We start from the raw sequence: 24,787 nt of genomic DNA on the forward strand, positions 1-24,787 counted from the left end.
AAGTGCCTCGGCCGGCCTCTGGGCGGTAGCGGCTGGTTGCGCGTCGGTGCGGGGAGCGTGAGCGGCCGTGCGGAACGATCAAGGTGTGAAGTCAAGATGGGCTCGCGCGGCCTTGTCGCATCGTAGCTGTGCCGGACTGCCGCGTGGCCGGTTGGGCGCGCTGATAGGAGGCCTTGAACAGCCTCAGCCCCGCCGGTTCGTGCTCATCCAGTACGCCAGCTTCAAGTCCTCGGCCTGCTGGGGCGTGTATTCGCGGCGCAGGTTCTGCTGCTGCCCCTCGGATGAGAGCCGGCGTCAGCCGACTGCGGCGCGCGGCTCGGGTGTGAGCCAACCATGGTCCCGCAGCCGCTCCCATGCGAGCTTGATGTGCTGCTCGGTGAACAGCCGCCCCTTCCGCGGGCTCCACGCCTGCACACGCTTCACGGTCACCTCGGGGTCCGTGGCTGCGGCGGGGTCGAGCCGTGTGGCCACCCAGTGGACAGTCGCTAGCAGCTCCAGCCCATATGGGGTGTCGAAGCCCTCGATGAGGCCGGCGACACGGTCCAAACGGTCCCGTGTTCCCGGGTGGTCGCCCAAGAAGGCCCGAGCCTCATCGGCGGCGCCGGGCAGCAGTTCAAGCGGTGGGCCCTCGGCCACACGGCGACTTCGGTCGCCATAGCCCCGGAGATAATGGCCTTCCACGTTCTGTAGCACGTGGTTGAGGCTCTCCGCGTAAGGTCCGTAGCGAGCTGGCGCGAAGTCGAGGCGAAGCGGTTCCCCGGCGGCCTGCAGGAAGTACACGAGCTTCTGGATCTCAAGGACCGACACGCCGAAGCCGGGCTCGATGTAGCGGTCGAGGATTCCCACCAGCGTGGCCCGGGATGGGGTCATCGTCGGCCGCTTGGTTGCCACCTGCATCTCTTCGGGAGCGGGCGCCCCGCTCGGGGCATACAACAACACGTTGACTTCGGGCAGGTGACCAAGCGCCTCGTGGATCAGTGGCCGCACCTGAACCCATGGCAGCCCGCCATTGCCCACGCCTAGCGGGGGTACTGCGAGAGAGGCGATCCCTCGCTCGCGGATCACGCGCACCAGGTCAGCCAGTCCGACCTCGATGTCAGCCAGACGCGACCGCGAGCGCCAGTGCTGCTTGGTCGGGAAGTTGATGATGAAGCGTGGCCGCAGTTGCCCTGTTGGGAACACGAACATGCGGCCGAGTTCCACCTCACCGCGCTGGCAGGCGCGACGGTACGCCTCGTAGTTGGCCGGGAACGCCTGCTTGAACTGCAGCGCGATACCCTTGCCCATGACCCCCACCGTGTTGACGGTGTTGACCAGGGCGTCGGCGTCGGCCTTGAGCAGGTCGCCGCTGATTTCCTCGATCATCGTGACCTCCTCAGTAGTACCAGTCGCGTCTCACGGCGACGTGCGCGGCCCTACAACTGAGCCTATCCAACTCGGCACGGGCCATGTCAGCTGTTGCAGGAGTCAGAGTGGCGACGCCGAGAAACGCCTCCCAGGGCACCCGTTGATGCACGAGGAACTCGGCCGCCCGTCGGCGCATGCGGTCCGGATCCTCTGGGGTGTCGAACCACCAGGTGCCTCCCATCAGCTCCCAGTCCACTTTGCCGAGGTGCGTCAGGTCGTCGAAGAAGGCGGTCACCGTCTTCGCGCAATTGCCGTCGCTGAACACGAAGGGCAGTCGCAGGCGGACCACGGTGGCAACGTCGGTGACGAGGAAGACGAGCGGCTCTTGGCCCTCCCGATACTCGGGTACGCCCCCCTGCCAGACTTTGTAGAGCGTCGGGGATCTGGAGGCGAAGTAGAAGGGGGCGTAGTCGGCCACCACCCCGCCGGGCCCCACCGGTTGGTAGACGGGGTCTCCTCCGGGCACCCGGTTGGCGACAGGCCGGTCCCGACGGCGTGCCTTGACACCGCGATGGCCGGCCTCCACCGCCAGCTGCGTGTCGGGTTGCACTGCCGCATCACACAGCAACCCGTCCCTCACGACCCCGGCGAGGTTCCGGACGTGGGTGAAGTGGTACAGCAGAATGCGGTTGGGGACGGCGATGGTCGGCTCCTCGCGAACGGGAAGCAGTGGTCCTACGATACGGCCCTGAGCTGACTGGTCCACACCCCACGGCGGGCTCGGCCGGCCTCAGGCGGGTAGCTCGGCCGGGCCGGCGGCGGCGGGGTGCGACCAGCAGCGGCCCTGCCGGCCCGTGGCCGAGGCGAGCTGGTCCATGATCCTGGAGCGGACGCCGACATAGCCGACATACTGGTTCTCGGCCCGCTGGCGGATACGGGCCAGCTCGTGCGGCGGGCGCTCCTCGGCCAGGAGGGCCCACAGGAGGCTCATGCCGCCCTCGTCGACCTGAGCGCGGCCAGGAACTCCGGCTGGTGGTCGCGGAGCCACTCGCTGCCGGCCCGGACGCCCGCCCACCAGAGCGCGAGGCCGTAGCCGATCGCGAACGGGCAGGCGACGACCAGGGCGGGCCGCCACAGCAGGACACCGACCCCGACCAGGACGGCGATGGGGGCGAGCAGGGTCCCCTGCACCATCACGGCCATCATCTGCACCAGCCCGGTGGTGCAGCCCTGGCCGACGCCCTGGGCGGCCCACAGGTTGGTGGACGCCTCCGGCATCGGGACGGGGTAGCGGACCGAGACGAAGTCGGCCACCGCGAGCATCACCCCGAGCACGCCCAGGGCGACGCAGAGGACCACCGGCAGGTACAGCCAGCCGCCGGTGAGCGCGGCAACGGGCACGGCGACCAGCGCGACCAGCGCCATGCCCCCGATCCCGGTGGCGAGGTTCTTGCCCACCAGGTCGGTGCGGGGGTCGTTCCCGGCCACCAGGTTCGTCCACCAGGCCGCGCCGTCGGAGCCGAACTGGTTGAGCGCGTTCGCGGTCGTCACGTACAGCAGGGCCACGGCCAGGAAGACCAGCTGGGGACGGCGCACCTCCTCCACGAACGCGGCGAAGGCGACCATGGCGAAGGCGAACAGGAAGTTCAGCAGCCAGATCACCCGCAGCCTGGGGTGCCTGGCCATGTAGCGGAGCTCCTTGGCGGCCACCGCACCGCGGGCGTCGGCCGGCAGGACCGGTCGGGCGAACCGGGGGAGCAGTCCGACGGCGGCCCGGCGTCGCGGCCGGTCAGCCGGCTCGGCAGTGGTCAGGACGTGGGCCAGGCTCCGGTGCCACCACCAGAGCAGGAGCAGCGCGGCCAGCGCGGCCAGCAGCAGCTCCCCGGCGGCGGTGGCCAGGTCGCCCCGGCCGGCACCGACCACAGCCCGGGCCGCGAGCCCGGGCGGCAGCCAGCCGGCGACCCGCGCGACCGGCCGCAGGGCGTCGGCGAGCTCGCTGGTGCCAGCCGGCTTGGTGAAGCGCACGACCGCCTGCACGCCGAGGTTGAGCGCGAGCGCGCCCACCGACACGACCACGACCGCGAGGTCGCGCGCCTTGCGCGTGCGCAGCCAGCGCGACAGGGCGGTGGTGAGGGCACGGGCCATCGCCACGCAGAGCACGAACTCGACCAGCACGGCGGCGACCACGATCACGGCGCCAGGCCCGAGCGGCGCGTACCCGGCCACCGCCCCGGCCAGCACGGCCAGCGTGAGCGCGGGCGCGATGCCGATGCAGGACGCGGCGAACAGGCCGGTGACGAGCTGCCGTGGGTGCAGGGGGAGCAGGGCCAGGCGGCTCGGGTCCAGGGTCGCGTCGGCCGCGAAGGTCAGCACCGGCAGGATCGTCCAGGCCAGGAACACGGCCACGAACGCGGTCACGGCCAGGGCGGGACCCAGCCCCGGCGAGGCGCGCGGGACCACGGCGAGCAGGGCGAAGCCACCGGCGGCGAGCGGCGCGGCGACCAGGACCCCGGCGACCAGCCCGAAGGTCTGCTGCCAGTTGCCCCGCAGCCCGTTGCGGAGCAGCCGGAGCTTCAGGCGGACGAGGACCCGAGCCACCCCAGCTCCTCGGTGTCGACCTCGCCGGCGCCGACGAGCTGCACGAAGGCGTCCTCGAGGGGGCGGCCGCCGCGCACCTGGTCGGTCGGGCCCTCGGCGATCAGCCGGCCCTCGTGCATGATGCCGACCCGGTCGCAGAGCCGTTCGACCAGCTCCATGACATGGCTGGAGAACACCACGGTGGCACCGCCGCGGGTGTAGCGCTCGAGCAGGGCCCGGATCGTCCGCGCCGACACCGGGTCGATCGCCTCGAAGGGCTCGTCCAGGAACAGCACCCGGGGGGCGTGGAGCAGGGCGGAGGCCAGAGCGATCTTCTTGCGCATCCCGTGGCTGTAGTCGGCCACCAGCGTCCCGGCCGCCTCGGTCAGGCCGAGCACGTGGAGCAGCTCCCGGGCACGCTCGGCCACGGTGGCCGGGGGCATGCTGCGCAGCAGGCCGTTGTAGGTGAGCAGCTCGTCGCCGGTGAGCCGGTCGAACAGGCGCAGGTCCTCGGGGAGGACGCCGATGCGCTGCTTGGCCGTGAACGGGTCGTGCCAGACCTCGACGCCGTCCACCGCCACCCGCCCGGCGTCTGGTCGCAGCAGCCCAGTCACCATGCTCAGCGTCGTGGTCTTCCCGGCCCCGTTCGGCCCGACCAGGCCGAAGAAGCAGCCGTGCGGAATGTCCAGGTCGATCCCGTCCACGGCCACCTTGCTGCCGAACGCCTTGCGCAGGCCCCGTACGGAGAGCGCGGTGTGCGGCGGGCCCGGCGGGCCGTCGACCCGCCTGAGACCGTCGCCGTCCATCGCGCTCCTCGTCATCTGCCTCTGCCCGGGTGGGCGATCGCCGCTGCGTCGAAGACTCGGCCAGCTTCATTCTTCGGGGTGGCCCGGTCACGGGCCATGAACTTCTGACCGGGTGGGCGGTCATGCCCGCCGGCACGGCCAGCCTACCCTGAGGGCCACCATCTCCCCACCGCGCTTCCCCAGCCCAGCTGCACGAGCGCGTCCTCGAGGCGGGCTGGCAGGTGCTCCCGGTTGCCGGGCGCCTCGGTCCAGGCCAACCGGACCCCGCCCGGATGACGCCCGTCCCGGGTCCGCCGCGGTGGCACGGTGCCCATATACTCGGGGCGATGGACACGCTCCCGTTCCCGGGCTCGCAGGCCTCGCCCGACCTCCTCGACGGCCTGAACGACGCCCAGCGCCAAGCCGTGCTCTCGACCGAGGGCCCCACCCTGATCGTGGCCGGGGCCGGGTCGGGCAAGACCCGCGTGCTCACCCACCGGGTCGCCCACCTCATCAAGGACCGCGGGGTCCACCCGGCCAACGTCCTGGCGATCACGTTCACCAACAAGGCGGCCAGGGAGATGCAGGAGCGCCTGCGCCACCTGGTCGGGCCGGTGGTCAAGGCGATGTGGGTGTCGACCTTCCACTCGGCGTGCGCCCGCATGCTGCGCCGCAGTGGCTCCCGGCTCGGCTACACCTCGACGTTCACGATCTACGACGAGGCCGACGCCGAGCGCCTGATGACGGCGGTCTGCCGGCAGCTCGACCTCGACCCCAAGCGCCTGGCCCCCAGGGCCGTCCGCCACGCCGTCAGCGCGGCAAAGGACGAGTTGCGCGACCCCACCGGCTACGCCGACGTCGCGATGACCTGGTTCGACAAGAAGGTCGCCGAGGCATACCGGCTCTACCAGCGGCGGCTCGAGGAGTCCAACGCGCTCGACTTCGACGACCTCATCATGCAGACCGTGCGGCTGTTCACCGACCACCCCGACGTGCTCGCCGAGTACCAGGCGAGGTTCCGCTACGTGCTGGTCGACGAGTTCCAGGACACCAACGTCGCCCAGTACAAGCTGCTCAAGCTGCTCACCGCCGAGAGCCGCAACCTGGCCGTGGTGGGCGACAGCGACCAGAGCATCTACGCGTTCCGGGGCGCCACCATCCGCAACATCCTCGACTTCGAGGCCGACTACCCCGAGGCCAAGGTCATCCTGCTCGAGCAGAACTACCGCTCCACCCAGACGATCCTCTCGGCGGCCAACGCGGTCATCACCAACAACCTGGAGCGCAAGCCCAAGCAGCTGTGGACCCTGCTCGGCCAGGGGCACCCGATCGTCCGCTACCAGGCCGAGAACGAGCACGACGAGGCGGCCTGGGTCGTCGCCGAGGTCGAGCGCATCCACGACCAGGGGGGCAGCTACGGGCAGGTGGTCGTGTTCTACCGTACCAACGCCCAGTCCCGGGTCCTGGAAGAGGTGTTCGTCAAGGCCGGCCTGCCCTACAAGGTCGTCGGCGGGGTGAAGTTCTACGACCGGCGTGAGGTCAAGGACCTGCTCGCCTACCTCAAGGCAACCGTCAACCCGCTCGACACGGTGAGCCTGCGCCGCGTGCTCAACGTGCCCCGGCGGGGGATCGGCGAGACCAGCGAGCGTGCCATCGACCGCTTCGCCGAGCAGGAGGGCATCGCCCTTGCCGAGGCGCTGCGGCGGGCCGGGGAGGTCCCCGGCCTGGGCGCGCGCCAGGCCCGCGCCGTGGGCGACTTCGTCGCCGTCCTCGACGAGCTGCGCGCCGGCATGCAGGACGGCCGCACCTCGCGCCAGCTCGTGGAGGACGCCTGGTCGCTGTCGGGCCTGATGCGCGAGCTGGAGGCCGACGACACCATCGAGGGCCAGGGCCGGGTCGAGAACGTGCGCGAGCTCCGCTCGGTGGCCGAGGAGTACGCCGAGCGCGACCCGGACGGCGGCCTGCCCGAGTTCCTCGAGTCGATCGCGCTGGTGAGCGACGCCGACGAGGTCGAGTCGGGCAGCCAGGCGGTGACCCTGATGACCCTGCACACGGCCAAGGGGCTCGAGTACCCGGTGGTGTTCATCGTCGGCCTCGAGGAGAACGTCTTCCCCCACATCCGCTCGATCGGCGAGCCCCGCGACTTGGAAGAGGAGCGGCGGCTGGCCTACGTCGGCATCACCCGCGCGCGCGAGCGCCTGTACCTCACCAACGCCTGGAGCCGTTCGCTGTTCGGGTCGACCAGCTACAACCTGCCCTCCCGGTTCCTCAAGGAGGTGCCCGACGAGCTGGTCACGGTCGCCTCGGTCGAGCAGCGGCGGCGCCCCGGCTCGACACCCACCTGGGGGGACGCGAGCCCGGCCTTCGGCGCCGGCCGCCGCACGTTCGGCCCCGGCGGAGGCCAGGCGGGCCGCTCGTCGCCCGCGGGGACCTCGTGGAGCCGGCCCGCCACGCCCGCCGCGGACCTCGCCGAGCAGCAGCGGGGCGCGCTCGACCTGAGCCTCGCGCCCGGCGACGCGGTGGTGCACCGCCAGTGGGGTGCGGGCCGGGTGGTGGCGGTCTCGGGCCAGGGCGAGCGGGCCATGGCCGAGGTGGACTTCCCGAGCCAGGGCCGCAAGCGCCTCCTCCTGCGCTACGCCCCCCTGACCCGACCCGACTGACCCGACCCGACCTGACCCGACCCGACTGACCCGACCCGACCCGACCCGACTGACCTGACCCGACCCGACCGACCCGGCGACGACGAAGGCACCCGCCGGGTTACGGGCGCCTTCGTCGTCCTGGTCAGGCGGACCTCGCCGGGCAGCAGCGGGGCGGGGTCGTGGCCTGGCAGCCCGGTCGTGGTCCGCCCGCCCGGCGGAATGAACCGGGTCCGGGCGCGGTTGGCACCTCCGAGATGATGCGCTACTGGCACATGACCGACCTCGAACCCGGCACGAAGCTCGCGCGCGGGGTGGTCAGGCGCGTCTGGGGGTTCGCCCGCGCCTACCGGCTCCAGATCGCCCTGTACCTGCTCGCGATCGCGTTGTCGGCGCTCGTGGCCGTGGTGCCGCCGCTGCTGGTGCGCACGCTCATCAACGACGCGATCCCGCGCCGCAGTTTCCGGCTGGTCGACCTGATCGGCCTGGCCGCGGTCGGGGTGGCGCTCGCCAACGCCGGGCTCGCCCTGGCCCAGCGCTGGTTCTCGTCCCGGATCGGCGAGGGGCTCATCTACGACCTGCGCACCGCCCTGTTCGACCACGTGCAGCGCCAGCCGCTCGCGTTCTTCACCCACACCCAGACCGGCGCCCTGGTGAGCCGCATGAACAACGACGTGGTGGGCGCGCAGCGGGCCCTCACCGGCACGCTGGGGTCGGTGACCTCCAACGTCATCGGCCTGGTGGCCACGCTCACCGCTATGCTTGTGCTGAACTGGCGGATCACGCTCATCGCGCTGGTGGTGCTGCCGCTGTTCATCGTCCCGGCCAAGCGGGTCGGCAAGCGTCTCCAGGCGATCACACGCGAGTCCATGAACCTCAACGCGTCGATGAACTCGACGATGAACGAGCGCTTCAACGTGGCCGGCGCGCTGCTGGTGATGCTGTTCGGCCGGCGCCGGCGGGAGCTCGACGAGTTCTCGGGCAAGGCGGCCCGGGTGCGCGACATCGGGGTGCGGTCGGCCATGTTCGGCCAGACCTTCTTCGTCGCGCTCGGCCTGGTCGGCGCGGTCGGCACCGCCGCCGTGTACTGGCTCGGGTCCCGGCTCGTGCTGGACGGCCGCCTCAGGGCGGGCGACGTGGTCGCCCTGGCCGCCTACGTCACCCAGGTCTACGGGCCGCTCACCTCCCTGACCAACGCGCGCGTCGAGGTGATGACCGCGTTCGTGTCGTTCGAGCGGGTGTTTGAGGTGCTCGACCACCAGAGCCCGATCGCCGACCGGCCGGGCGCCCGCGACCTCGACGCGCCGGTCCGGGGCGAGATCGAGTTCGACCACGTCCACTTCGCCTACCCGAGCGCGGAGGACTCCTCCATCGCGAGCCTCACCGGCGGGGCCGCCGCGGTCGGGGCCGTCCCCGGGGAGCCGATCCTGCACGACGTGTCGTTCACGGCCAGGCCGGGCGAGCTGGTCGCGCTGGTCGGGCCGTCCGGGGCGGGCAAGACGACCACCGCCATGCTCGTCCCCCGGGTCTACGACGTGGACGCTGGCGCGGTCCGGGTCGACGGGGTCGACGTGCGCGACATCAAGCTCGAGAGCCTCCGCGCCGCCATCGGCCTGGTCGCCCAGGACCCCCACCTGTTCCACGACACTATCCTGGCCAACCTCCGCTACGCCGACCCGGACGCGACCATGGAGGAGATCGGGGCAGCGTGCCGGGCCGCCCGCATCGCCGACCTGATCGAGAGCCTGCCCGAGCGCTACGACACGATGGTCGGCGACCGCGGCTACCGGCTGTCGGGCGGGGAGAAGCAGCGCCTGGCGATCGCCCGGCTGCTGCTCGCCGACCCGGCCATCGTGATCCTCGACGAGGCCACCGCCCACCTCGACTCCGAGTCCGAGGTGCAGATCCAGGCGGCGCTGGCCGAGGCGCTGGCCGGCCGCACCAGCCTGGTGATCGCCCACCGGCTCTCCACGATCGTGCGCGCCGACCGCATCCTCGTGCTCGACGGCGGCCGGGTGGTGGAGCAGGGCACCCATGCCGAGCTGCTCGCGCAGGGCGGCCTGTACGCCGACCTCTACGCCACCCAGTTCGGCCGTGCCCCCGGGCTGGTCCCCGTGCCCAGCTCGGTCCCAGCCGCCACCTGAGCCGACTTCCCCTTGACCGAGTCCATCAGGTTCGAAGCCCGCGCCGCGCCGTCGGCCGAGAAGCTGCGCGGGGGGTACTACACCCCCGGCCCCGTGGCCCGGTTCCTGGCCGCCTGGGCGAGCGCGGCCGGCCCGCGCATCCTCGAGCCAAGCTGCGGCGACGGCGCCGTCCTGGCTGCGCTGGTGGACCAGGCCCGCGCCGCGGGACGACCCGGCACCGCCGCCGGTATCGTGGGCGTGGAGCTGGACGAGGCCGAGGCGGCCAAGGCCCGGCGGCATGGCGCCGCCGTGGTCGCCGCCGACTTCTTCGCGTGGTTCGCCGGGGGCCGCCGGGGGAGCTTCGACGCCGTGGCCGGCAACCCGCCCTACATCCGCTTCGGGAGCTGGACCGAGGAGAGCAGGGCGCGCGCGTTCGCCCTCATGCGCGGCGCCGGGCTGCGCCCGACCCGGCTCACCAACGCATGGGTGCCCTTCACCGTGGCCGCCGTGGAGGCCGTCCGTCCCGGAGGCCGGGTGGCGCTGGTGCTCCCGGCCGAGCTGCTCCAGGTCGGCTACGCGGCGCAGCTCCGCGAGCACCTGGTCGACCGGCTCGCCCAGCTCACCATCGTGAGCTTCCGCCGCCTGGTGTTCGACGGCGTGCTCCAAGAGGTCGTCCTGCTGCTCGGCGAGCGGGGCCAGGGTCCCGCGCGGGTGCGGACGGTCGAGTACGGCGACGCGGCCGAGCTGCCGCCGTCAGGCGACGTCGCGCAGGACTCGGCGTTCGCCCCGGCGCTCCGCCACGACCGCGAGAAGTGGACCAAGTACTACCTCGACGTCCCGCGGATCGACGCGCTGCGCCGGGTCCGGGTCGAAGGGCGGCTGGGCGTGTTCGCCGACGTCGCCCTGGTCGATGTCGGCGTCGTCTCGGGCCGGAACTCCTTCTTCTGCCTGACCCCGAGCCAGGTACGCGAGCGGCGGCTCGAGCACCTGTGCGTGTCCCTGGTCGGGCGCTCGGCGCAGCTCAGAGGCACCCTGTACGAGCCGGCGGACCTCGAGGGGCAGGTCGCCGAGGACGCCCGCTGCCGCCTGCTGGCGGTCCCCGAAGGCCATCCGCTCGCGAGCGACCCTGCCTTGCGGCACTACGTGGCCGAGGGCGAGGCGGCCGGCGTCCACCTCGGCTACAAGTGCTCCATCCGGCGGAGCTGGTGGTCGGTGCCCTCGGTCTGGACGCCGGACGCGTTCATGCTGCGCCAGATCCACTCGGGCCCTCGGGTGGCCGCCAATCTCGCCGGCGCGACCAGCACCGACACCGTGCACCGGGTCCGCCTGGTCGGCGACGCCACGGCGCCACAGCTCGCCACCGCCCTCGCCAACAGCGCGACGTTCGCGTTCTCGGAGGTCATGGGCCGCAGCTACGGCGGTGGCATCCTCGAGCTGGAACCGCGGGAGGCCGACGCCCTCCCGCTCCCCGACCCCCGTGAGGTCCCGGCCGGGCTGGTCAGGGCGGTCGACCACCTGGTCCGGGCCGGTGACCTCGACGGCGCGCTCGACCTGGTCGACGCCGAGCTGCTGGTCCGACGGCTCGGGATGCGCGGTGCGGACGTGACCCTGCTCAGGTCGGTCTGGCGCGACCTGAGCAGGCGCCGCGCCCGCCGGGCCCGCACGCCACGCCGGAACGGCGCCCGGACTCCCGCGGGCTGAGCGGACGCCCGGTCAGTGCTCCGGGGCGGCGTGGTCGTCCCTGGTGGAGAACACCGGCCTGGCCAGCGGTGGCGTGGCCCGCAGCGCCTCCACGTCGATCCCGATGCTCCTGAGCTGGCGCACCTCGGACGAGTCGGGCCCGGCCCGTCCGGGGAGGTGCCGTCCGGGGAGGTGGCGGCCGTCCGCCCCGCCGAGTGGGGGCCAGCCGCGCCGGGGGGTCCTTCGGTGAGCGGTGAGGGCCAGGCCCCGCGCGGTCGGCCAGCCGCGCGGCGCCCACCACAGGGAGGTGCAGGCGGCCAGGGTGGTAAGGAACGCCGCCAGGGCCAGCCACACGTACCCGGCGACGGCGACCGGCTCGAGCTCGCCCACCTCGCTGGCGACCAGGCGTGCCGCCTGGCCGGTGGCGGCCACCGGGTCGGTCCGCGCCAGCCGGCGCACCAGCGTCTTGGGGAGCAGCCGCTCCACGACCGGCTTGGCCGTCCCGAGCAGGCGATCCACCACGGGCTTGGCCGGCCCGAGGATGAAGGCGACCGGCTCGGCCTTCGAGAGCGAGATGCCGCCACCGGGACCGTCCGGACCGGAGCCGGCTCCCGGCGAGCCGCTCGAGCCGCCGGTGGCGGACCCGGATCCCCCGGAGGTCCCCGGAGGCAGCGCCCCAGACCTCGTCGTGCTGGTCACGGCGTTCGGGGGCAGCGCCGGCCCGGTGGTCCCGCTCACGATCGTGCTGGGCGGCGGGACCGTGGTGGGCGGGGCCGCGGTGGGTGGGGTGGTCGCGGGTGGTTCGGTCGTCGGCGGGGTGGTGGCGGGTGGTTCGGTGGCGGGTGGTTCGGTCGTCGGCGGGGCCGTGGCGGGTGGTTCGGTCGTGGGTGGGGCCGTGGCGGGTGGTTCGGTCGTCGGTGGGGTGGTGGCGGGTGGTTCGGTGGCGGGTGGTTCGGTCGTGGGTGGGGCCGTGGCGGGTGGCTCGGTGGTCGTGGGCGACTCTTGCGCGGCAGCCGTCGTGGGCAGGACGAGCAGCGCGACCAGGCCGAGGGCGAACCCCACTGCCAGGGTGGCGAGCGCCTTCTCAGTCGGTAGGTGGTGCACGGGAATGCTCCTAGCCGCGGCAGCCGGTGTGAAGCGGGCGGGGAGCAGAGCCCGTCACGGGAAGAGACCACGTCCAGCCACTGCCTCGCCGGTGTGCGTTGCAGGTCGCGGTGACCCGAAGCGCCGTCGGCAGGGCCATGGTGGGCGTCGGTCAGTGGACGAAGTCGGCAAAGGTATAGCGGAGCCGCGAAACGGAGTCAACGGTGCCAGGCAAACGAGCCAGCATCTCCCAACGCGACCGCTCGTTCCGGATGCCCCGGGCGAAGGGTGGTGGCCGCAGGTGCCCAATTCGGATGCCCGGGGCGAGGGTGGTGGCCGCCGGTGCCCCAACCGGATGTCCCCGGCGAAGGGTGGTGGCCGCAGGCACTCCGAGCAGTTCTGCGGGTCAGCCCTTTCTGGCGCGCTTGGCCGCCCGGCCCCGGGCGGCGGCGTCCAGCACCCGCTTGCGCAGCCGGGTCGACTTGGGCGTGACCTCGACCAGCTCGTCCACGGCGATGAACTCGAGCGCCTGCTCGAGCGAGAGCTGCCGCGCCGGCACCAGCCGGATCGCCTCGTCGGCGGCGTGGGTGCGCATGTTCGTCTTCTGCTTCTCCCGGGTCGGGTTCACGTCGATGTCGTCGGCGCGAGCGTTCTCGCCCACGACCATGCCCTCGTAGACCTCGGTGCCCGGGCCGACGAACAGCTCCCCACGCTCCTGGAGCTGGTCGAGCGCGTAGCCGGTGGTGACGCCGATCCGGTCGGCGACCAGGACCCCGGTGAGCCGGTGGTGGATCTCGCCGGCCCACTCGTCGTAGCCGTCGAACAGGTGGTGGAGGATGGCGGTGCCCTTGGTCTCGGTGAGCAGGGCCGAGCGGAAGCCGACCAGGCCGCGGGCAGGCACGCGGAACTCGAGCCGCACCCAGCCGGTGCCGTGGTTGACCAAGTTCGTCATGCGGCCTTTGCGCAGCGACAGGCTCTGGGTGACCACCCCTACGAACTCCTCGGGCACGTCGAGGGTGACCGCCTCGTAGGGCTCGTGGGTCCTGCCGTCGACGGTCCTGGTGATCACCTCGGGCTTGGACACCTGCAGCTCGTAGCCCTCGCGCCGCATCTGCTCGACAAGCACCGCGAGCTGCAGCTCGCCCCGGCCCTGGAGCTCGAAGGTGTCGGGGGAGTCGGTGGGCAGCACCCGGATCGAGACGTTGCCGAGGGCCTCCCGGTCGAGCCGCTCCTTGAGGTGGCGGCTGTTCAGGTAGGCGCCCTCGTTGCCGGCGAACGGCGAGGTGTTGACCCCGAACTGCATCGAGAGGCTGGGCTCGTCGATGGTGACCAGCGGCAGCGGCCGGGGGTCGTCGGGGTCGGCGACCGTCTCGCCCACGGTGACGTCGCCGAGCCCGGCAACGGCCACGATGTCGCCAGGCCCGGCCGCGTCCACCTCCAAGCGTGACAGCCCGGTCGCGCCGAGCAGCTTGGTGACCTTGGCTGGGACCAGGGTGCCGTCGCCCTTGGCCACCACCACCCGGTCGCCCAGGCGCAGCTCGCCCTGCCAGACCCGTCCGACCGCCAGCCGGCCCACGTAGGGGTCGGCGTCCAGGTTGGTGACCAGGAACTGCAGCGGGTGGCCGGGCTCGTAGGTCGGCGCCGGCGTCGTCGCCACGATCGCCTCGAACAGCGGCCCGAGGTCCGCGGCCAGGTCGTCGGGGCGCAGCCCGGCCCGCCCGGTGCGCGCGTCGGTGTACAAGATCGGGAAGTCGATCTGGTCCTCGTCGGCGTCCAGGTCGAGGAAGAGCTCCTCGACCTCGTGCACGACCTCGGCGGGGCGGGCGTCGGCGCGGTCGACCTTGTTGACGCAGACCACCACCGGCAGCCTCGTCGCCAGCGCCTTGCGCAGCACGTAACGGGTCTGGGGGAGCGGGCCCTCGCTCGCGTCGACCAGCAGCAGGACCGCGTCGACCATGCGCAGGGTCCGCTCGACCTCCCCGCCGAAGTCGGCGTGGCCGGGTGTGTCGACGATGTTGACGCGGATGCCCCGGAAGTCCACGGCGGTCTGCTTGGCCAGGATGGTGATGCCCTTCTCGCGCTCGAGGTCGAGCGAGTCCATCACCCGGTCGACCACCTCCTGGTTGGCACGGTAGGCCCCTGACTGCTGGAGCATGGCGTCCACCAGGGTGGTCTTGCCGTGGTCGACGTGCGCCACGATGGCCACGTTGCGGAGGTCTGCTCGAACTGCGGGCACCGGTGTGATCCTTTGAACGGGGCTGCTGCTGAACGGGAGCTGCTGCTGAACGGGAGCTGCTGCGCGCAAAACCCCAGTGTAGCGATCGCCGCAACCATGCCGAGCTGCGGCTTTCCCCGCTGGACGCCGACGAGGACCAGATCGGCTTCCCGAGTGGTTCCGGTACCCGGGTCACCCAGCACCTCGCCGACCTCTGGGTCAGGTGCTCCGCTCAGCCGCCCGGGATGAAGCGCAAAGGCAGGACCACCGGCCCTGGATGCGGCTCGCCCGACGCCCGCCCGAGATCGTTCGCCCGGGCCGCCCGAGCTCGTCGCATGCGGCTTCGCCAGACCCGTCGGTCAGCGGCTCACGACGCTCGCCAGCAGGGCCTCGGCGGTCGCGCCGGACTCGTCGGTGACCTTCGGCATGGTACCGCCACCGGCCACGTCGACGTACAGGGTGGCCAGCCCGGCCCGGCGCTGGAAGAGCGAGGCGTGGACGCGCGCGCTCTGCGCCTTGGCCACGGGGATCACCGTGGTCGTGCGGAGGAGCGCCCCCTGCCTCGCGGTGAGGAAGCCAGCCCGCCGGGCGTGCCCCAGGTTGCGGTAGGCGGCCTCTCCCGCGAGCGCGGCGAGCGGGACGGCGGCCAGCGCCAGCAGCCCCCAGGGCCGCAGCACGACCGCCACGGCCACCGCCGCGACCAGCGCCGGCACCACCCGGCGCACGATCGCGCGCCGGCGGGCGGTAGGCGGCGGCGCGAGCAGGAGCGGGACGGGCGCCGCGCCGGGCAGCAGCTCGCCGAGGACCTGGTTCACCCGGTCCGCGCGCAGGATCGGGACCGCGAGCCGGCTCGCGCGGTCGTCGGACCGGCCCGCCGCGCCCGCGCTCTGGATGCGGACCGAGGCAAAGCCGAGGCCGCGCCGCAGCAGCGACTCCTCGATGCGGACGACCTGGACCCGGACGAGCGGCACCACCGCCTCGCGGCGCTCCAGCAGCCCCCGCCGGACGACCAGGTTGTCGTCGCTGCGGGCCAGCACGAAGCCGGCATGGGTGACGATGCTCGACGCCGCGGCCAGACCGAGCCAGACCAGCACGGCCAGAGGCACGAGCGCGGCGACGACCAGCGGGCTCGACGGCGCCAGGGCCTCCGGGTCCACCCGGTCGAGTACCCACCCAGGGGCCTGGTCGAGCAGCTGGAACACCGGAGAGAGGACCGCGAGCACGGCGGCCGCCCGGGCGCTGGTGATCCCGGCCAGAGCCACCTCACCGAGGGAGAGGCGGACGAGGTCCCGCTCGAGCGGCCTCCCGGCGACCTCGGCCGGCCCGACCGTACCGGGCAGTGGCACCCCGGCACCGCTGGCTGCCCCGCCCTCCGCGCCGCCGGGTGCCCCGCCCTCCGCACTACGGGGCGCCTGGTCCTTGGTGCTGCCGGGTGCCTCGCCCTTGGTGCCGCGGGGCGGTCTGGTCCCTGGCGCCTCACCAGTGGTCGCGGCCCGCGCCCGCAGCAGGGCGGCACGCAGGCTCTCGGCCTCGGCCAGCGCGATCACGTCGAGGTCGACCTCGGAGGCCGAGGCGCCGCCCGCCGTCTCCACCCGCAGGGTGGCGACGCCGAGCAGGCGGTGGAGTGGCTTGCGGACCAGGTCGACCTGTTGGATACGGTCGAACGGGACTACCCGGAGCTGGCGGGCGAACACCCCCTGCTCCACCCGGAGCGCGTCCGCCTCCACGACGTAGCTCCGGCGCAGCCACTGAAGCACGGTTGCGACCAGCACCACCAGGGCAGCCAGGGCGATCAGCCAGAGCCGCCGCTGGGCCAGCGCCAACAGCGCGAGCGGCCAGAGCCGCCGGCCCTCGCGGACGGCGAGGAACACCGGGGTGAGCGGGTGGAGCCGTCTGGGCCGCCCCGGCTCGACCAGCCCGGGTGCCGGCCCGCGCGGCTCAGACTGCATCGCCCGCGCCGGTCCGGGCCAGGATCTGCCGGCGCAGCGTCTCTGCCTCGCCGACCGGGATCCCCGGGATGGTCGAGTCGCTGGAGGCGGCCGCCGTGTGGACCTTCAGCGTGGCCAGCCCCACCGCCCGCTCGACCGGGCCCTGGACGATGTCGATGTACTGGACGCGGTAGTAGGGGATGGCCGAGTGGACCCGCTCGACGATCCCGTGCCGCAGCTCGAGCGCGTTCTCGGCCGTCTCGTAGCGCCAGCTCCGGTAGCGCGCGAGCGGGACGCGCCACGAGGTCAGGCCGCCGAGGACGGCGAACGGGACGGCGGCCACGCCCACCGGCCAGGGCAGGTCGAGGCCGGTGGCGCGGGCGCCCACGTCGGCCGCGACCACCAGTACCACGAGCACGGCGGACCCGATCGCCTCCTGCACGGTCCACACCGTCAGCACGCGGCGGTCGAGGCACCTCGCCCCCGTCGGGTCGCCGGGGTCACCGGACGGGCCGGCCAAGGCCACCTCCCCTCCACTCGGCTCGGCGCGAGCCGATCGCGCCCTCCGCCAAGGCTAGCCGAGGCGGACCGGTAGCGATCGGTTGGAGATCGATAGAATGGAGGCCATGGCGAACACGACCCCAGACTTCGAGGCTCCGCCCCGGGTGCTCCTGGCCGCGCCCCGCGGCTACTGCGCCGGCGTCGACCGTGCCATCGAGATCGTCGAGGTCGCCCTACGCACCTACGGCCCGCCGGTGTACGTCCGCAAGCAGATCGTGCACAACCTGCACGTCGTGCGCAGGCTCGAGCGCGAGGGCGCCGTGTTCGTGGAGGAGCTGGACGAGGTCCCCGAGGGCGCGACCGTGGTGTTCTCGGCCCACGGGGTCGCACCCCAGGTGCACGCCGAGGCCAGGACAAGAGGCCTCAAGGTCATCGACGCGACCTGCCCCCTGGTCACCAAGGTCCACCAGGAGGCGCGCAAGTTCGCGGCCAAGGGCTACGACATCGTCCTCATCGGCCACGAGGGCCACGAGGAGGTCGAGGGCACCATGGGCCAGGCCCCCCGCGCCGTCCACCTGGTCGGCGACGCCGGCGAGGCATCCCGGGTCGAAGTCCCCGACCCGGAGCGGGTCGCCTACCTCACCCAGACCACCCTGTCGGTGGATGAGACGGCCGGGGTGATCGGCACCCTCCGCGAGCGCTTCCCGGTGCTGGCCGGGCCCCGCTCCGACGACATCTGCTACGCCACCCAGAACCGACAGACCGCGGTCAAGGCGCTGGCCGCCGAATGCGAGCTGATCCTCGTGATCGGGGCCGAGAACTCCTCCAACTCCAAGCGCCTGGTGGAGGTGGCTCGCGACCACGGCTGCGCCAGCCACCTGATCTCCGAGGCCGCCGCCGTCGACCCGGCCTGGTTCGACGGGGTCGGCACGGTCGGGGTCACCTCGGGCGCCTCTGCCCCCGACTGGCTGGTCGAGGAGCTGGTCGCCGCCCTCCGCGAGCGCGGCGCGACCGAGGTCCGCGAGGTCGAGATCGTGCCCGAGGACGTCCACTTCGCCCTGCCCGGCGGCCTGCGCCGCGACGCCGAGGCGCGCGCCACCGGCCGATAGGACCTCGGTCCGGGTCTCCCCTGACTGTCGCAGGACAAGACGTGTACTACCGTAGCGACGGACGCGAGTTCGGGGACCGTGCCCGCGCGGAGGCCATTCCGACGGACGCTCCGACCCGCTGAGCGCGCAGTGCGCACCCTCCTGGGCAGTGAGCAAGACGCTGCTGGGCAGTGAGCAAGACGCTGCTGGGGAGTGAGCAAGACGCTGCTGGGCAGTGAGCAAGACGCTGCGGCGGAGGGACCGGCCTGCCGCACGGCGAGGGTTGAGGGGGTCCTGCCTGGTGTTACCCTAGACCGAAAGCGCAGAAAGGGGCCTCGGGATGCACGCGGTCGTCTACCACGGACCCGGACAGAAGAGCTGGGAGGAGGTCCCGGACCCGAAGATCGAAGACGACGGCGACGCGGTCGTCCGCATCACCACGACCACCATCTGCGGCACTGACCTCCACATCCTCAAAGGAGACGTCCCCGCGGTGACGCCGGGACGGATCCTCGGCCACGAGGCCGTGGGCACGGTCACGGAGACCGGACCGGCGGTGCGCTCGGTCAAGCCGGGCGACCATGTGCTGCTGTCGTGCATCTCGGCCTGTGGCCGCTGCCGCTACTGCCGGGAGCGCCGGTACGGCCAGTGCATCGGCGGCGGCGGGTGGATCTTCGGCCACCTGATCGACGGAGTGCAGGCAGAGCTCGCCCGGGTACCGTTTGCCGACACCTCCACCTATCACGTACCGGCGGGGCTCACCGACGAGCACGTGCTCTACCTTGCTGACATCCTCCCGACCGGCTACGAGGTCGGCGTGCTCAACGGTCAGGTCCAGCCCGGCGACGTCGTGGCGATCGTCGGCGCCGGTCCGGTCGGGCTCGCCGCGGTGATCGGGGCGCGGCTGTACTCACCTGCCGCGATCATCGCGATCGACCCCACCCCGAACCGGCGTGACTGGGCCGAGAAGTTCGGTGCCAACGTCGTCGCCACGCCAGAGCAGGCCCGCGCCGAGACCGACCGGCTGACCGACGGCCTGGGCGCCGACGTGGCCGTGGAGGCGGTCGGCATCCCGGAGACCTTCGAGCAGTGCACGGAGCTGATCCGGGCGGGCGGCCGGGTCGCCAACGTGGGCGTGCATGGCAAGCCAGCGACCCTGCACCTTGAGTCGCTGTGGATCAAGGACGTCACGATCACGACCGGGCTGGTGGACACGTTCTCGACCCCGACCCTGCTCAAGACGGTCGCGGCCGGGCAGATCGATCCGACCCGCTTCACCACCCATCGCTTCCCGCTGCACGACGCCATCCAGGCGTACGACACGTTCGCCCGCGCGAGCGAGACCAACGCCCTCAAGGTGATGCTGACCGCGGAAGGCTAAGGACGTCACCAGAAGTTCTGCTCGTAACCGAGGTCAGCGACCAAGGCCTTCCCATCAAGTTACGGACAGGACTTCTGAGGTGCTGCTTTGCGCGCACAGCTCATAGGATGTGCCGACAGGTCCTGGGTCCGCGACCCGTGATAGTGATCTGATCTGCCGCCACCGGCTGCGCCTGTTCGCCCGCGCCGGCGAGGTCGGCGTCACCTGGTGATGGACGGCGCTGTGGGTGCTGACGTCCTGGGGCATGCTGGTGCCTTGTCAGGGTGCCGTGGGAAGCTCAGTCATCGCGGGAAAGCGCAGACATAGCAGGAAAGCTCAGTCATCACAGGAAGGGAGGCGCTAGCAGATGCACATCTTGCTGATGGTAGGTACGACCAAGGGGGCGTTCCTGTTCCGGGGCGATGCGGACCGCCAGGGGTTCGAACCGACCGGGCCACACTTCCCGGGCGAGGAGATCTACGCGCTCGCCTTCGACGGCCGTGCCGGCCGCAGCCGGGTGCTGGCCGGGACCGCGAGCTCCCACTGGGGCTCAGTAGTGCGCTGCTCCGACGACCTGGGCCGCACCTGGAGCGACCCGGCCGAGGGCAATGTGCGCTTCCCGGAGGGCACGGGCGCCGCTCTGGCCAGGGTCTGGCAGCTCCAGCCGGCTGGCGAGCAGCGCCCCGACACCGTGTACGCCGGGGTCGAGCCGGCCGCGCTGTTCCGCTCCGACGACGCCGGCGAGACCTTCGAGCTGGTCCGCGGGCTCTGGGACCATCCCCACCGGCCCCACTGGCAGCCCGGGGGCGGCGGCCTCTGCCTCCACACGGTCTTGCCCGACCCGGCCGACCCGGATCGCATCTGGGTCGCGGTCTCGGCCGCGGGCGTCTACCGGACCGACGACGGGGGCGCATCCTGGCAGGCCCGCAACCATGGGGTGCGCGCCGGCTTCCTGCCCGACCCCCATCCCGAGTTCGGCCAGTGCGTCCACAAGGTCGCCCAGGCCGCCGGCAGGCCGGACACCCTCTACATGCAGAGCCACGGGGGCCTGTACCGCAGCGACGACGGCGCCGAGAGCTGGACCGACATCGCCAACGGCGTCCCCAGCGACTTCGGGTTCCCGATGGTGGCCCACCCGGGCGACCCGGACACCGCGTTCGCGATCCCGCTCGAGTCCGACGGCTTCCGCTGCACCCCCGAGGGCCGGGCCCGCGTGTACCGGACCAAGGACGCGGGCGCGTTCTGGGAGCCGCTCGGCGAGGGGCTGCCCCAGCACGACGCCTACCTGACCGTGCTGCGGGACGGGTTCACCACCGACGGCATGAGCCCGGCTGGGCTGTACTTCGGGACCCGCACCGGTCAGGTGTTCGCCTCGGCCGACGAAGGGGAGCGCTGGCGGCTGGTGGCGGAGTGGCTGCCTCCGGTGCTCTGCGTCAAGGCCGCCGTGCTTCCCTGACCATGGCCACCCTCCACCTGCCGGCCGCGCTCAGCGCCTACGCGGGCGGTCGCAAGCGCGTCGAGGTGGCGCTGCCTGGTCCGGGCACCGTCGCCGCCCTGCTGGAGGCCGTGGGCCGCGACCACCCGGGCGTCCGCCAGCGGGTGCTCGACGAGCTGGGCGCGCTGCGGCCGCACGTCAACGTGTTCGTGAACGGCGAGAGCGTCCGCTACCTGACGGGGCTGGCCACCCCCGTCGCCGACGGCGACGAGGTCTGGGTCATCGCGGCCGTCTCCGGCGGCTAATGGCCCCCACGCGACAACCTGGACATCCCAGGGTGGCACGCCCAGGTGCGTGGCACTCCACCTGGCAGAGCAATCGGGCAGGGGCTCCTGAGCGCGCGGCCGGGCAGCCGCTCAGACGCTGAAGCGGACGTGCAGGCAGTCGCCCTCGGCCACGACGTAGGACTTGCCCTCGACCCGGAGCAGGCCCTTGGAGCGGGCCGCGTCCCAGCCGCCGGCCGCCACGACGTCGTCGTAGGTGGCCACCTCGGCCCGGATGAAGCCGCGCTCGAGGTCGGAGTGGATCCGCCCGGCCGCCTCGGGTGCGGTGGCGCCCCGGCGGACCTCCCAGGCCCGGGTCTCGTCCTCGCCGGTGGTGAAGAAGGTCTGGAGGTCGAGCAGGCGCCAGGCCGCGCCGACCACCTGGTCCAGGCCGGAGCGCTTGACCCCGTACTCGGCGAGCAACGCCGACGCCTCGTCGGCGCTCAGCTCGGCCGCCTCCGCCTCGAGCGCGCCGGGCAGGGCGACCGTCGGGATCCTGAGGGCCTCCTCGACCCGGGCCGCCCGGGCAGCCGCCTCGCCGGCCTGGTCCTCGCCCAGGTTCACGACCGCGAGCACGGGCTTCAGGGTCAGGGGGGAGAAGTTGCGCAGGACCCTCAGCTCCTCCGGCTCCCAGCGGGCGTCGCGCAGCGCCGTGCCGGTGTCGAGCAGGTCGCGCGCGCGGGCCAGGGTGGCCGCCTCGTGTGCGCCCTCCTTGACCCCGGCGCGGGCCTTCCTCGCCGCCTTGTCGGCGCCGCTCGCGATGCTGCCGAGGTCGGCCACGGTCAGCTCGAGCGCGAGGTCGGCGGCGGCGCCCACCGGGTCGCCGCCGCCCTCGAACCCGGGCAGGACCATCGCGAGCGCGTCGACCTCGCGCAGGGCGCCGAGCCCCTGGGCCGACAGCCCCGAGCCCTTGGGGCCGGCCGACAGCCCGGCCACGTCCACGAAGCGCACCTGCACGTAGACCCGCTTGCGGGAGCGTTCGAGGTCGGCGAGCACGTCCACCCTGGGCTCGGGCACCGGGACCGCGGCCACGGAGGCCTTGCCGGCCGGCCCGCCCGCTGGGATCCCCGCGCGGGTCAGGGCGTTGAACAGGGTCGTCTTACCCGACATGGGCAAACCGACGATGCCGACATCCTTCATCTGGACGAACTCCTGGGACGAACGCGCCGAATGGTTGAGCACGGCGGCGGAAAGCGAGATTCTACAGGCGCATCACTGCTGGTTCGGTGGAGGCTGGGTCCCCCGGCTGGTCTCCACCCGCGCCGCCCGCGGGCCGATACCACCCGGGACAGGCCGGATGGCATCGACCGGCGGGAACGAAGGGTTGTCGGGCGGCATCCTCGAAGGGGGCGACGTGGGGGCAGCGCGTGTGGCGCCGGCCGGCCCTGGCCGGGTCCTGCTCGTCGACGACCACCCCGCCATGCGCGAGGTGCTGCGCTCGCTGCTCGAGGACGTCGGCGGCTGGGAGGTGGTGGGCGAGGCCGACAGCGGCGAGGCCGCGCTCGAGCTGGTCGCCGCCACCACCCCCGACGTCGTGGTGATGGACTGCAGGATGCCCGGCGGCGGCGGGGTGGCGGCGACCCGGGCGATCACCCACCGGTTCCCAGCCGTGGCGGTGGTTGCGCACACCGCCTACGCCGACGAGGCGTACGTGCGCGAGATGGTGGCCGCCGGGGCCCGCGGGTACGTGCTCAAGGGGGACAGCCCGGCCGCCATCCTCGAGGCACTGGCCGCGGTGAGCCGGGGCGGGGCCCGGCTCTCCACCGAGGTGGCCGGTCCGGCCCTGGACGACCTGCGCGCCCTCTACGAGGCAGCCCTGGCCCGGAGCGAGGCCCTGCATGCCGAGAACGCCGAGCTGGCCGCTGCGGTCGCGCGCCTCACCGCGGTCGACCGGGCCAAGGACGAGTTTCTCGCCCTGGTAGGCCACGAGCTGCGCACCCCGGTCACGGTCGTGGTGGGCATGGCCGACACGCTGGCCGCCCGTCCCGAGGTCGCCGGCACCCCCGACGGCCAGGAGCTGGTGGCTCGCCTGGCTGCCAAGGCCCACCGCCTGGGCGCGCTGGTCGAGCAGCTGCTGGCCGCGAGCGCCTACGCCGTCGGCCGCAGTCCCGCGCTGATGACCAGGCCGGTCGCCGTGGCCGAGCTGGTCGCCGAGTGCGTGACGGCCCGGCGCGCGGCCGTGCCGGCGCTCCCGCTGGCCCTGGTCCTGCCCGAGGCGCCGAGGCCGGTGGCTGCCGACCCCACCGCGCTGCGTGCGGTGCTCGAGGCGCTGCTGGACAACGCGGCCAAGGCCGCCCCGCCGGGCACCGAGGTGACCGTCACCGTGGCCCAGCCCGAGGGGTGGACCCGGATCACCGTGACCGACCAGGGGGCCGGGGTGGCCCCGGCCGACCGCGACCGCATCTTCCGGCCTTTCACCCAGGTCGACGCCGGCCTTACCCGCCGGGCGGGCGGCCTCGGCCTCGGCCTGTTCCTGGTCAAGCGCCTGGTGGCCGGCATGGGCGGCCGGGTCGAGGTGGACGACAACCCGGGCGGCGGCGCCTGCTTCACCGTCGAGCTTCCCGACCCGGCGCCTCCCGCCTCGGTACCAGCAACGGTCAGCCCTCCGGCGACCCGGCTCCCTGGTAGCTGGTAGCTCCGGCGCCTGGCCCGGGTAGCTCCGGCGACGCGCCTCCGGGTAGCTCCGGCGACCGCTCCTGCCCGAAGGTCAGGGGTTGGTGGACAGAGACTCGGCGCGCTGGGCGAGTTGGAGGTCGTTCTCGGTGAGGCCGCCCTGGGAGTGGGTGGACAGGGCCAGGGTCACCTTGTTCCAGCGGATGTCGATGTCGGGGTGGTGGTTGGCCTCCTCGGCGGCGTCGGCGACCCGGTTCACGAACGCCATTGCCGCGGCGAAGTCGGCGTGCCTGAAGGTCTTGCTGATCTCGTTGCCGCGCCGCTCCCAACCGGGGAGCGCCTGCAGCCCCTCCTCGATGGCGGCGTCGTCCAGCAGTGGCATGGCTCCTCCTCGGCGACGACGGCGGCCTTCCCTGGCTGAGGTGCGTGAGGCCCCGGTCGATTCTGCGCCATCGGCGCGCACGTCGGGTAGGTTCGGCGTCACGAGTCGGGTCGGTTCGGGGTCACGGACAGGCTCGGGGTCAGCGGGAACCGTCGACCGGATCGGAGCGTCCAACCAGCCATGAAGCAGCACTCACACGCCGCCCGAGACCGGGCTCGTCCCAGTCGACGTAGCGTCCAACCGAACATGAAGCAGCACTCACGCCGCAGCGCGCTGCTCGCCCTGGCGGTCGCCGCGCTCCTCACCGCCTGCGCCGACCCGGACGCCGGGGGAGCCGGGTCGGGAGGGCAGGCGTCGCCCACCTCGAGCACCGCCACCACAGCAACCAGCGTACCCTCGACCACCGGCGTGCAGCTTCCCTCCAGCTCTCGGCCCGACCAGCCCGGCGACCAGGTCAAGGTCGTGGTCCGGGGCGTGGTCCGAGAGGGGGTTGAGCCCGGCTGCCGGCTGCTCCAGGTCGACCAGGTACAGCGCTGGCTGCTCGTCGGGAGCGGCAAGGACGCTGACAAACTCGTACCCGGCGCCCGGGTCGAGGTCGTGGGCGTGCGCGCCCCGGGGCAGCTCAGCTACTGCCAGCAGGCCCGCCCCCTGCGGGTGCTCTCGGTCAAGCGACTGCCGTAGGATCAGCAGGATTCGAGGCTAGTGATG

At 72.9% G+C, this 24,787-nt stretch carries 20 protein-coding genes; 9 read left to right on the top strand and 11 right to left on the bottom strand.

Features of this window, described 5'->3' with window-relative positions; all coding sequences use genetic code 11:
- Nucleotides 1–294: 294 nt before the first annotated feature.
- From VG276_19320 to VG276_19340, 5 genes are read right to left on the bottom strand one after another with little or no spacing between them, the layout of a single operon-like run.
- Nucleotides 295–1,365: a macro domain-containing protein gene (locus VG276_19320; GenBank protein ID HEV8651483.1), complete on the bottom strand. Its 1,071-nt coding sequence runs from the start codon at nt 1,363–1,365 to the stop codon at nt 295–297.
- Between the two features lie 10 nt (nt 1,366–1,375).
- Nucleotides 1,376–2,113, bottom strand: coding sequence for a DUF4433 domain-containing protein (locus VG276_19325; protein HEV8651484.1), 738 nt, complete (start codon nt 2,111–2,113; stop codon nt 1,376–1,378).
- Nucleotides 2,114–2,137: 24 nt separating this feature from the next.
- Entirely contained in the window at nt 2,138–2,338 is a 201-nt protein-coding gene (locus VG276_19330; GenBank protein HEV8651485.1) for a hypothetical protein, read from the bottom strand.
- Entirely contained in the window at nt 2,335–3,945 is a 1,611-nt protein-coding gene (locus tag VG276_19335; protein ID HEV8651486.1) for a hypothetical protein, read from the bottom strand. Before VG276_19335 ends, VG276_19330 begins: the two co-directional genes overlap by 4 nt.
- Entirely contained in the window at nt 3,921–4,730 is an 810-nt protein-coding gene (locus VG276_19340; protein HEV8651487.1) for an ABC transporter ATP-binding protein, read from the bottom strand. The genes VG276_19335 and VG276_19340 overlap by 25 nt, the downstream gene beginning before the upstream one ends.
- 326 nt (nt 4,731–5,056) lie before the next feature.
- Between VG276_19340 and pcrA the strand changes: the two genes are divergently transcribed.
- From pcrA to VG276_19355, 3 genes are all read left to right on the top strand, one after another.
- Nucleotides 5,057–7,369, top strand: coding sequence for a DNA helicase PcrA (gene pcrA / locus VG276_19345; protein ID HEV8651488.1), 2,313 nt, complete (start codon nt 5,057–5,059; stop codon nt 7,367–7,369).
- A 236-nt stretch (nt 7,370–7,605) separates the two neighbouring features.
- Nucleotides 7,606–9,492 carry an ABC transporter ATP-binding protein gene (locus VG276_19350; protein HEV8651489.1) on the top strand — a complete coding sequence of 629 codons (1,887 nt, stop codon included), beginning with the start codon at nt 7,606–7,608 and terminating at the stop codon, nt 9,490–9,492.
- Between the two features lie 12 nt (nt 9,493–9,504).
- The gene (locus VG276_19355) at nt 9,505–11,172 is read left to right on the top strand and encodes a class I SAM-dependent methyltransferase (GenBank protein ID HEV8651490.1); all 1,668 of its coding nucleotides are present in this window, start codon (nt 9,505–9,507) and stop codon (nt 11,170–11,172) included.
- A gap of 12 nt (nt 11,173–11,184) precedes the next feature.
- Here VG276_19355 and VG276_19360 read toward each other — a convergent pair whose 3' ends face one another.
- From VG276_19360 to VG276_19375, 4 genes are all read right to left on the bottom strand, one after another.
- On the bottom strand, nt 11,185–12,255 hold the full coding sequence (locus VG276_19360; protein HEV8651491.1) for a hypothetical protein: 1,071 nt from the start codon (nt 12,253–12,255) through the stop codon (nt 11,185–11,187).
- A gap of 385 nt (nt 12,256–12,640) precedes the next feature.
- Nucleotides 12,641–14,470 (bottom strand): translational GTPase TypA, encoded by a 1,830-nt coding sequence (gene typA / locus VG276_19365; protein HEV8651492.1) that lies wholly within the window; start codon nt 14,468–14,470, stop codon nt 12,641–12,643.
- A gap of 338 nt (nt 14,471–14,808) precedes the next feature.
- Entirely contained in the window at nt 14,809–16,398 is a 1,590-nt protein-coding gene (locus VG276_19370; protein HEV8651493.1) for a PH domain-containing protein, read from the bottom strand.
- A complete protein-coding gene (locus VG276_19375) occupies nt 16,388–16,903 on the bottom strand; it encodes a PH domain-containing protein (GenBank protein ID HEV8651494.1) in 516 nt (171 codons plus the stop codon). Before VG276_19375 ends, VG276_19370 begins: the two co-directional genes overlap by 11 nt.
- Before the next feature lie 100 nt (nt 16,904–17,003).
- Between VG276_19375 and VG276_19380 the strand changes: the two genes are divergently transcribed.
- The 4 genes from VG276_19380 (at nt 17,004) to VG276_19395 (ending at nt 21,066) form a co-directional block, all read left to right on the top strand.
- Entirely contained in the window at nt 17,004–17,987 is a 984-nt protein-coding gene (locus VG276_19380) for a 4-hydroxy-3-methylbut-2-enyl diphosphate reductase (GenBank protein HEV8651495.1), read from the top strand.
- 319 nt (nt 17,988–18,306) lie between these two features.
- Entirely contained in the window at nt 18,307–19,347 is a 1,041-nt protein-coding gene (locus tag VG276_19385) for an alcohol dehydrogenase catalytic domain-containing protein (GenBank protein HEV8651496.1), read from the top strand.
- 346 nt (nt 19,348–19,693) lie between these two features.
- Entirely contained in the window at nt 19,694–20,782 is a 1,089-nt protein-coding gene (locus VG276_19390; GenBank protein HEV8651497.1) for an exo-alpha-sialidase, read from the top strand.
- A 2-nt stretch (nt 20,783–20,784) separates the two neighbouring features.
- Nucleotides 20,785–21,066: a ubiquitin-like small modifier protein 1 gene (locus VG276_19395; protein ID HEV8651498.1), complete on the top strand. Its 282-nt coding sequence runs from the start codon at nt 20,785–20,787 to the stop codon at nt 21,064–21,066.
- 111 nt (nt 21,067–21,177) lie between these two features.
- Here VG276_19395 and VG276_19400 read toward each other — a convergent pair whose 3' ends face one another.
- Nucleotides 21,178–22,224, bottom strand: coding sequence for a DUF933 domain-containing protein (locus tag VG276_19400; GenBank protein HEV8651499.1), 1,047 nt, complete (start codon nt 22,222–22,224; stop codon nt 21,178–21,180).
- Between the two features lie 157 nt (nt 22,225–22,381).
- Between VG276_19400 and VG276_19405 the strand changes: the two genes are divergently transcribed.
- On the top strand, nt 22,382–23,719 hold the full coding sequence (locus VG276_19405) for an ATP-binding protein (GenBank protein HEV8651500.1): 1,338 nt from the start codon (nt 22,382–22,384) through the stop codon (nt 23,717–23,719).
- A 72-nt stretch (nt 23,720–23,791) separates the two neighbouring features.
- On the opposite strand, the gene VG276_19410 is transcribed toward VG276_19405, so the two are convergent.
- Entirely contained in the window at nt 23,792–24,079 is a 288-nt protein-coding gene (locus tag VG276_19410) for a 4a-hydroxytetrahydrobiopterin dehydratase (GenBank protein ID HEV8651501.1), read from the bottom strand.
- Nucleotides 24,080–24,325: 246 nt separating this feature from the next.
- Here VG276_19410 and VG276_19415 point away from each other — a divergent pair, with 246 nt between their 5' ends.
- Complete coding sequence (locus tag VG276_19415) at nt 24,326–24,760, top strand: hypothetical protein (GenBank protein HEV8651502.1); 435 nt, start codon at nt 24,326–24,328, stop codon at nt 24,758–24,760.
- Nucleotides 24,761–24,787: the final 27 nt, after the last annotated feature.

The sequence above is a fragment of the Actinomycetes bacterium genome, assembly GCA_036000965.1.
Lineage (GTDB): Bacteria > Actinomycetota > CALGFH01 > CALGFH01 > CALGFH01 > DASYUT01.

What these genes read in the sequence shown, in the direction of transcription:
- VG276_19320 (HEV8651483.1), bottom strand. Translation starts at nt 1,365, where the DNA reads ATGATCGAGGAAATCAGCGGCGACCTGCTCAAGGCCGACGCCGACGCC.
- VG276_19330 (HEV8651485.1), bottom strand. Translation starts at nt 2,338, where the DNA reads ATGAGCCTCCTGTGGGCCCTCCTGGCCGAGGAGCGCCCGCCGCACGAG.
- VG276_19340 (HEV8651487.1), bottom strand. Translation starts at nt 4,730, where the DNA reads ATGGACGGCGACGGTCTCAGGCGGGTCGACGGCCCGCCGGGCCCGCCG.
- pcrA (HEV8651488.1), top strand. Translation starts at nt 5,057, where the DNA reads ATGGACACGCTCCCGTTCCCGGGCTCGCAGGCCTCGCCCGACCTCCTC.
- VG276_19350 (HEV8651489.1), top strand. Translation starts at nt 7,606, where the DNA reads ATGATGCGCTACTGGCACATGACCGACCTCGAACCCGGCACGAAGCTC.
- VG276_19370 (HEV8651493.1), bottom strand. Translation starts at nt 16,398, where the DNA reads ATGCAGTCTGAGCCGCGCGGGCCGGCACCCGGGCTGGTCGAGCCGGGG.
- VG276_19380 (HEV8651495.1), top strand. Translation starts at nt 17,004, where the DNA reads ATGGCGAACACGACCCCAGACTTCGAGGCTCCGCCCCGGGTGCTCCTG.
- VG276_19385 (HEV8651496.1), top strand. Translation starts at nt 18,307, where the DNA reads ATGCACGCGGTCGTCTACCACGGACCCGGACAGAAGAGCTGGGAGGAG.
- VG276_19390 (HEV8651497.1), top strand. Translation starts at nt 19,694, where the DNA reads ATGCACATCTTGCTGATGGTAGGTACGACCAAGGGGGCGTTCCTGTTC.
- VG276_19395 (HEV8651498.1), top strand. Translation starts at nt 20,785, where the DNA reads ATGGCCACCCTCCACCTGCCGGCCGCGCTCAGCGCCTACGCGGGCGGT.
- VG276_19400 (HEV8651499.1), bottom strand. Translation starts at nt 22,224, where the DNA reads ATGAAGGATGTCGGCATCGTCGGTTTGCCCATGTCGGGTAAGACGACC.
- VG276_19405 (HEV8651500.1), top strand. Translation starts at nt 22,382, where the DNA reads ATGGCATCGACCGGCGGGAACGAAGGGTTGTCGGGCGGCATCCTCGAA.
- VG276_19410 (HEV8651501.1), bottom strand. Translation starts at nt 24,079, where the DNA reads ATGCCACTGCTGGACGACGCCGCCATCGAGGAGGGGCTGCAGGCGCTC.
- VG276_19415 (HEV8651502.1), top strand. Translation starts at nt 24,326, where the DNA reads ATGAAGCAGCACTCACGCCGCAGCGCGCTGCTCGCCCTGGCGGTCGCC.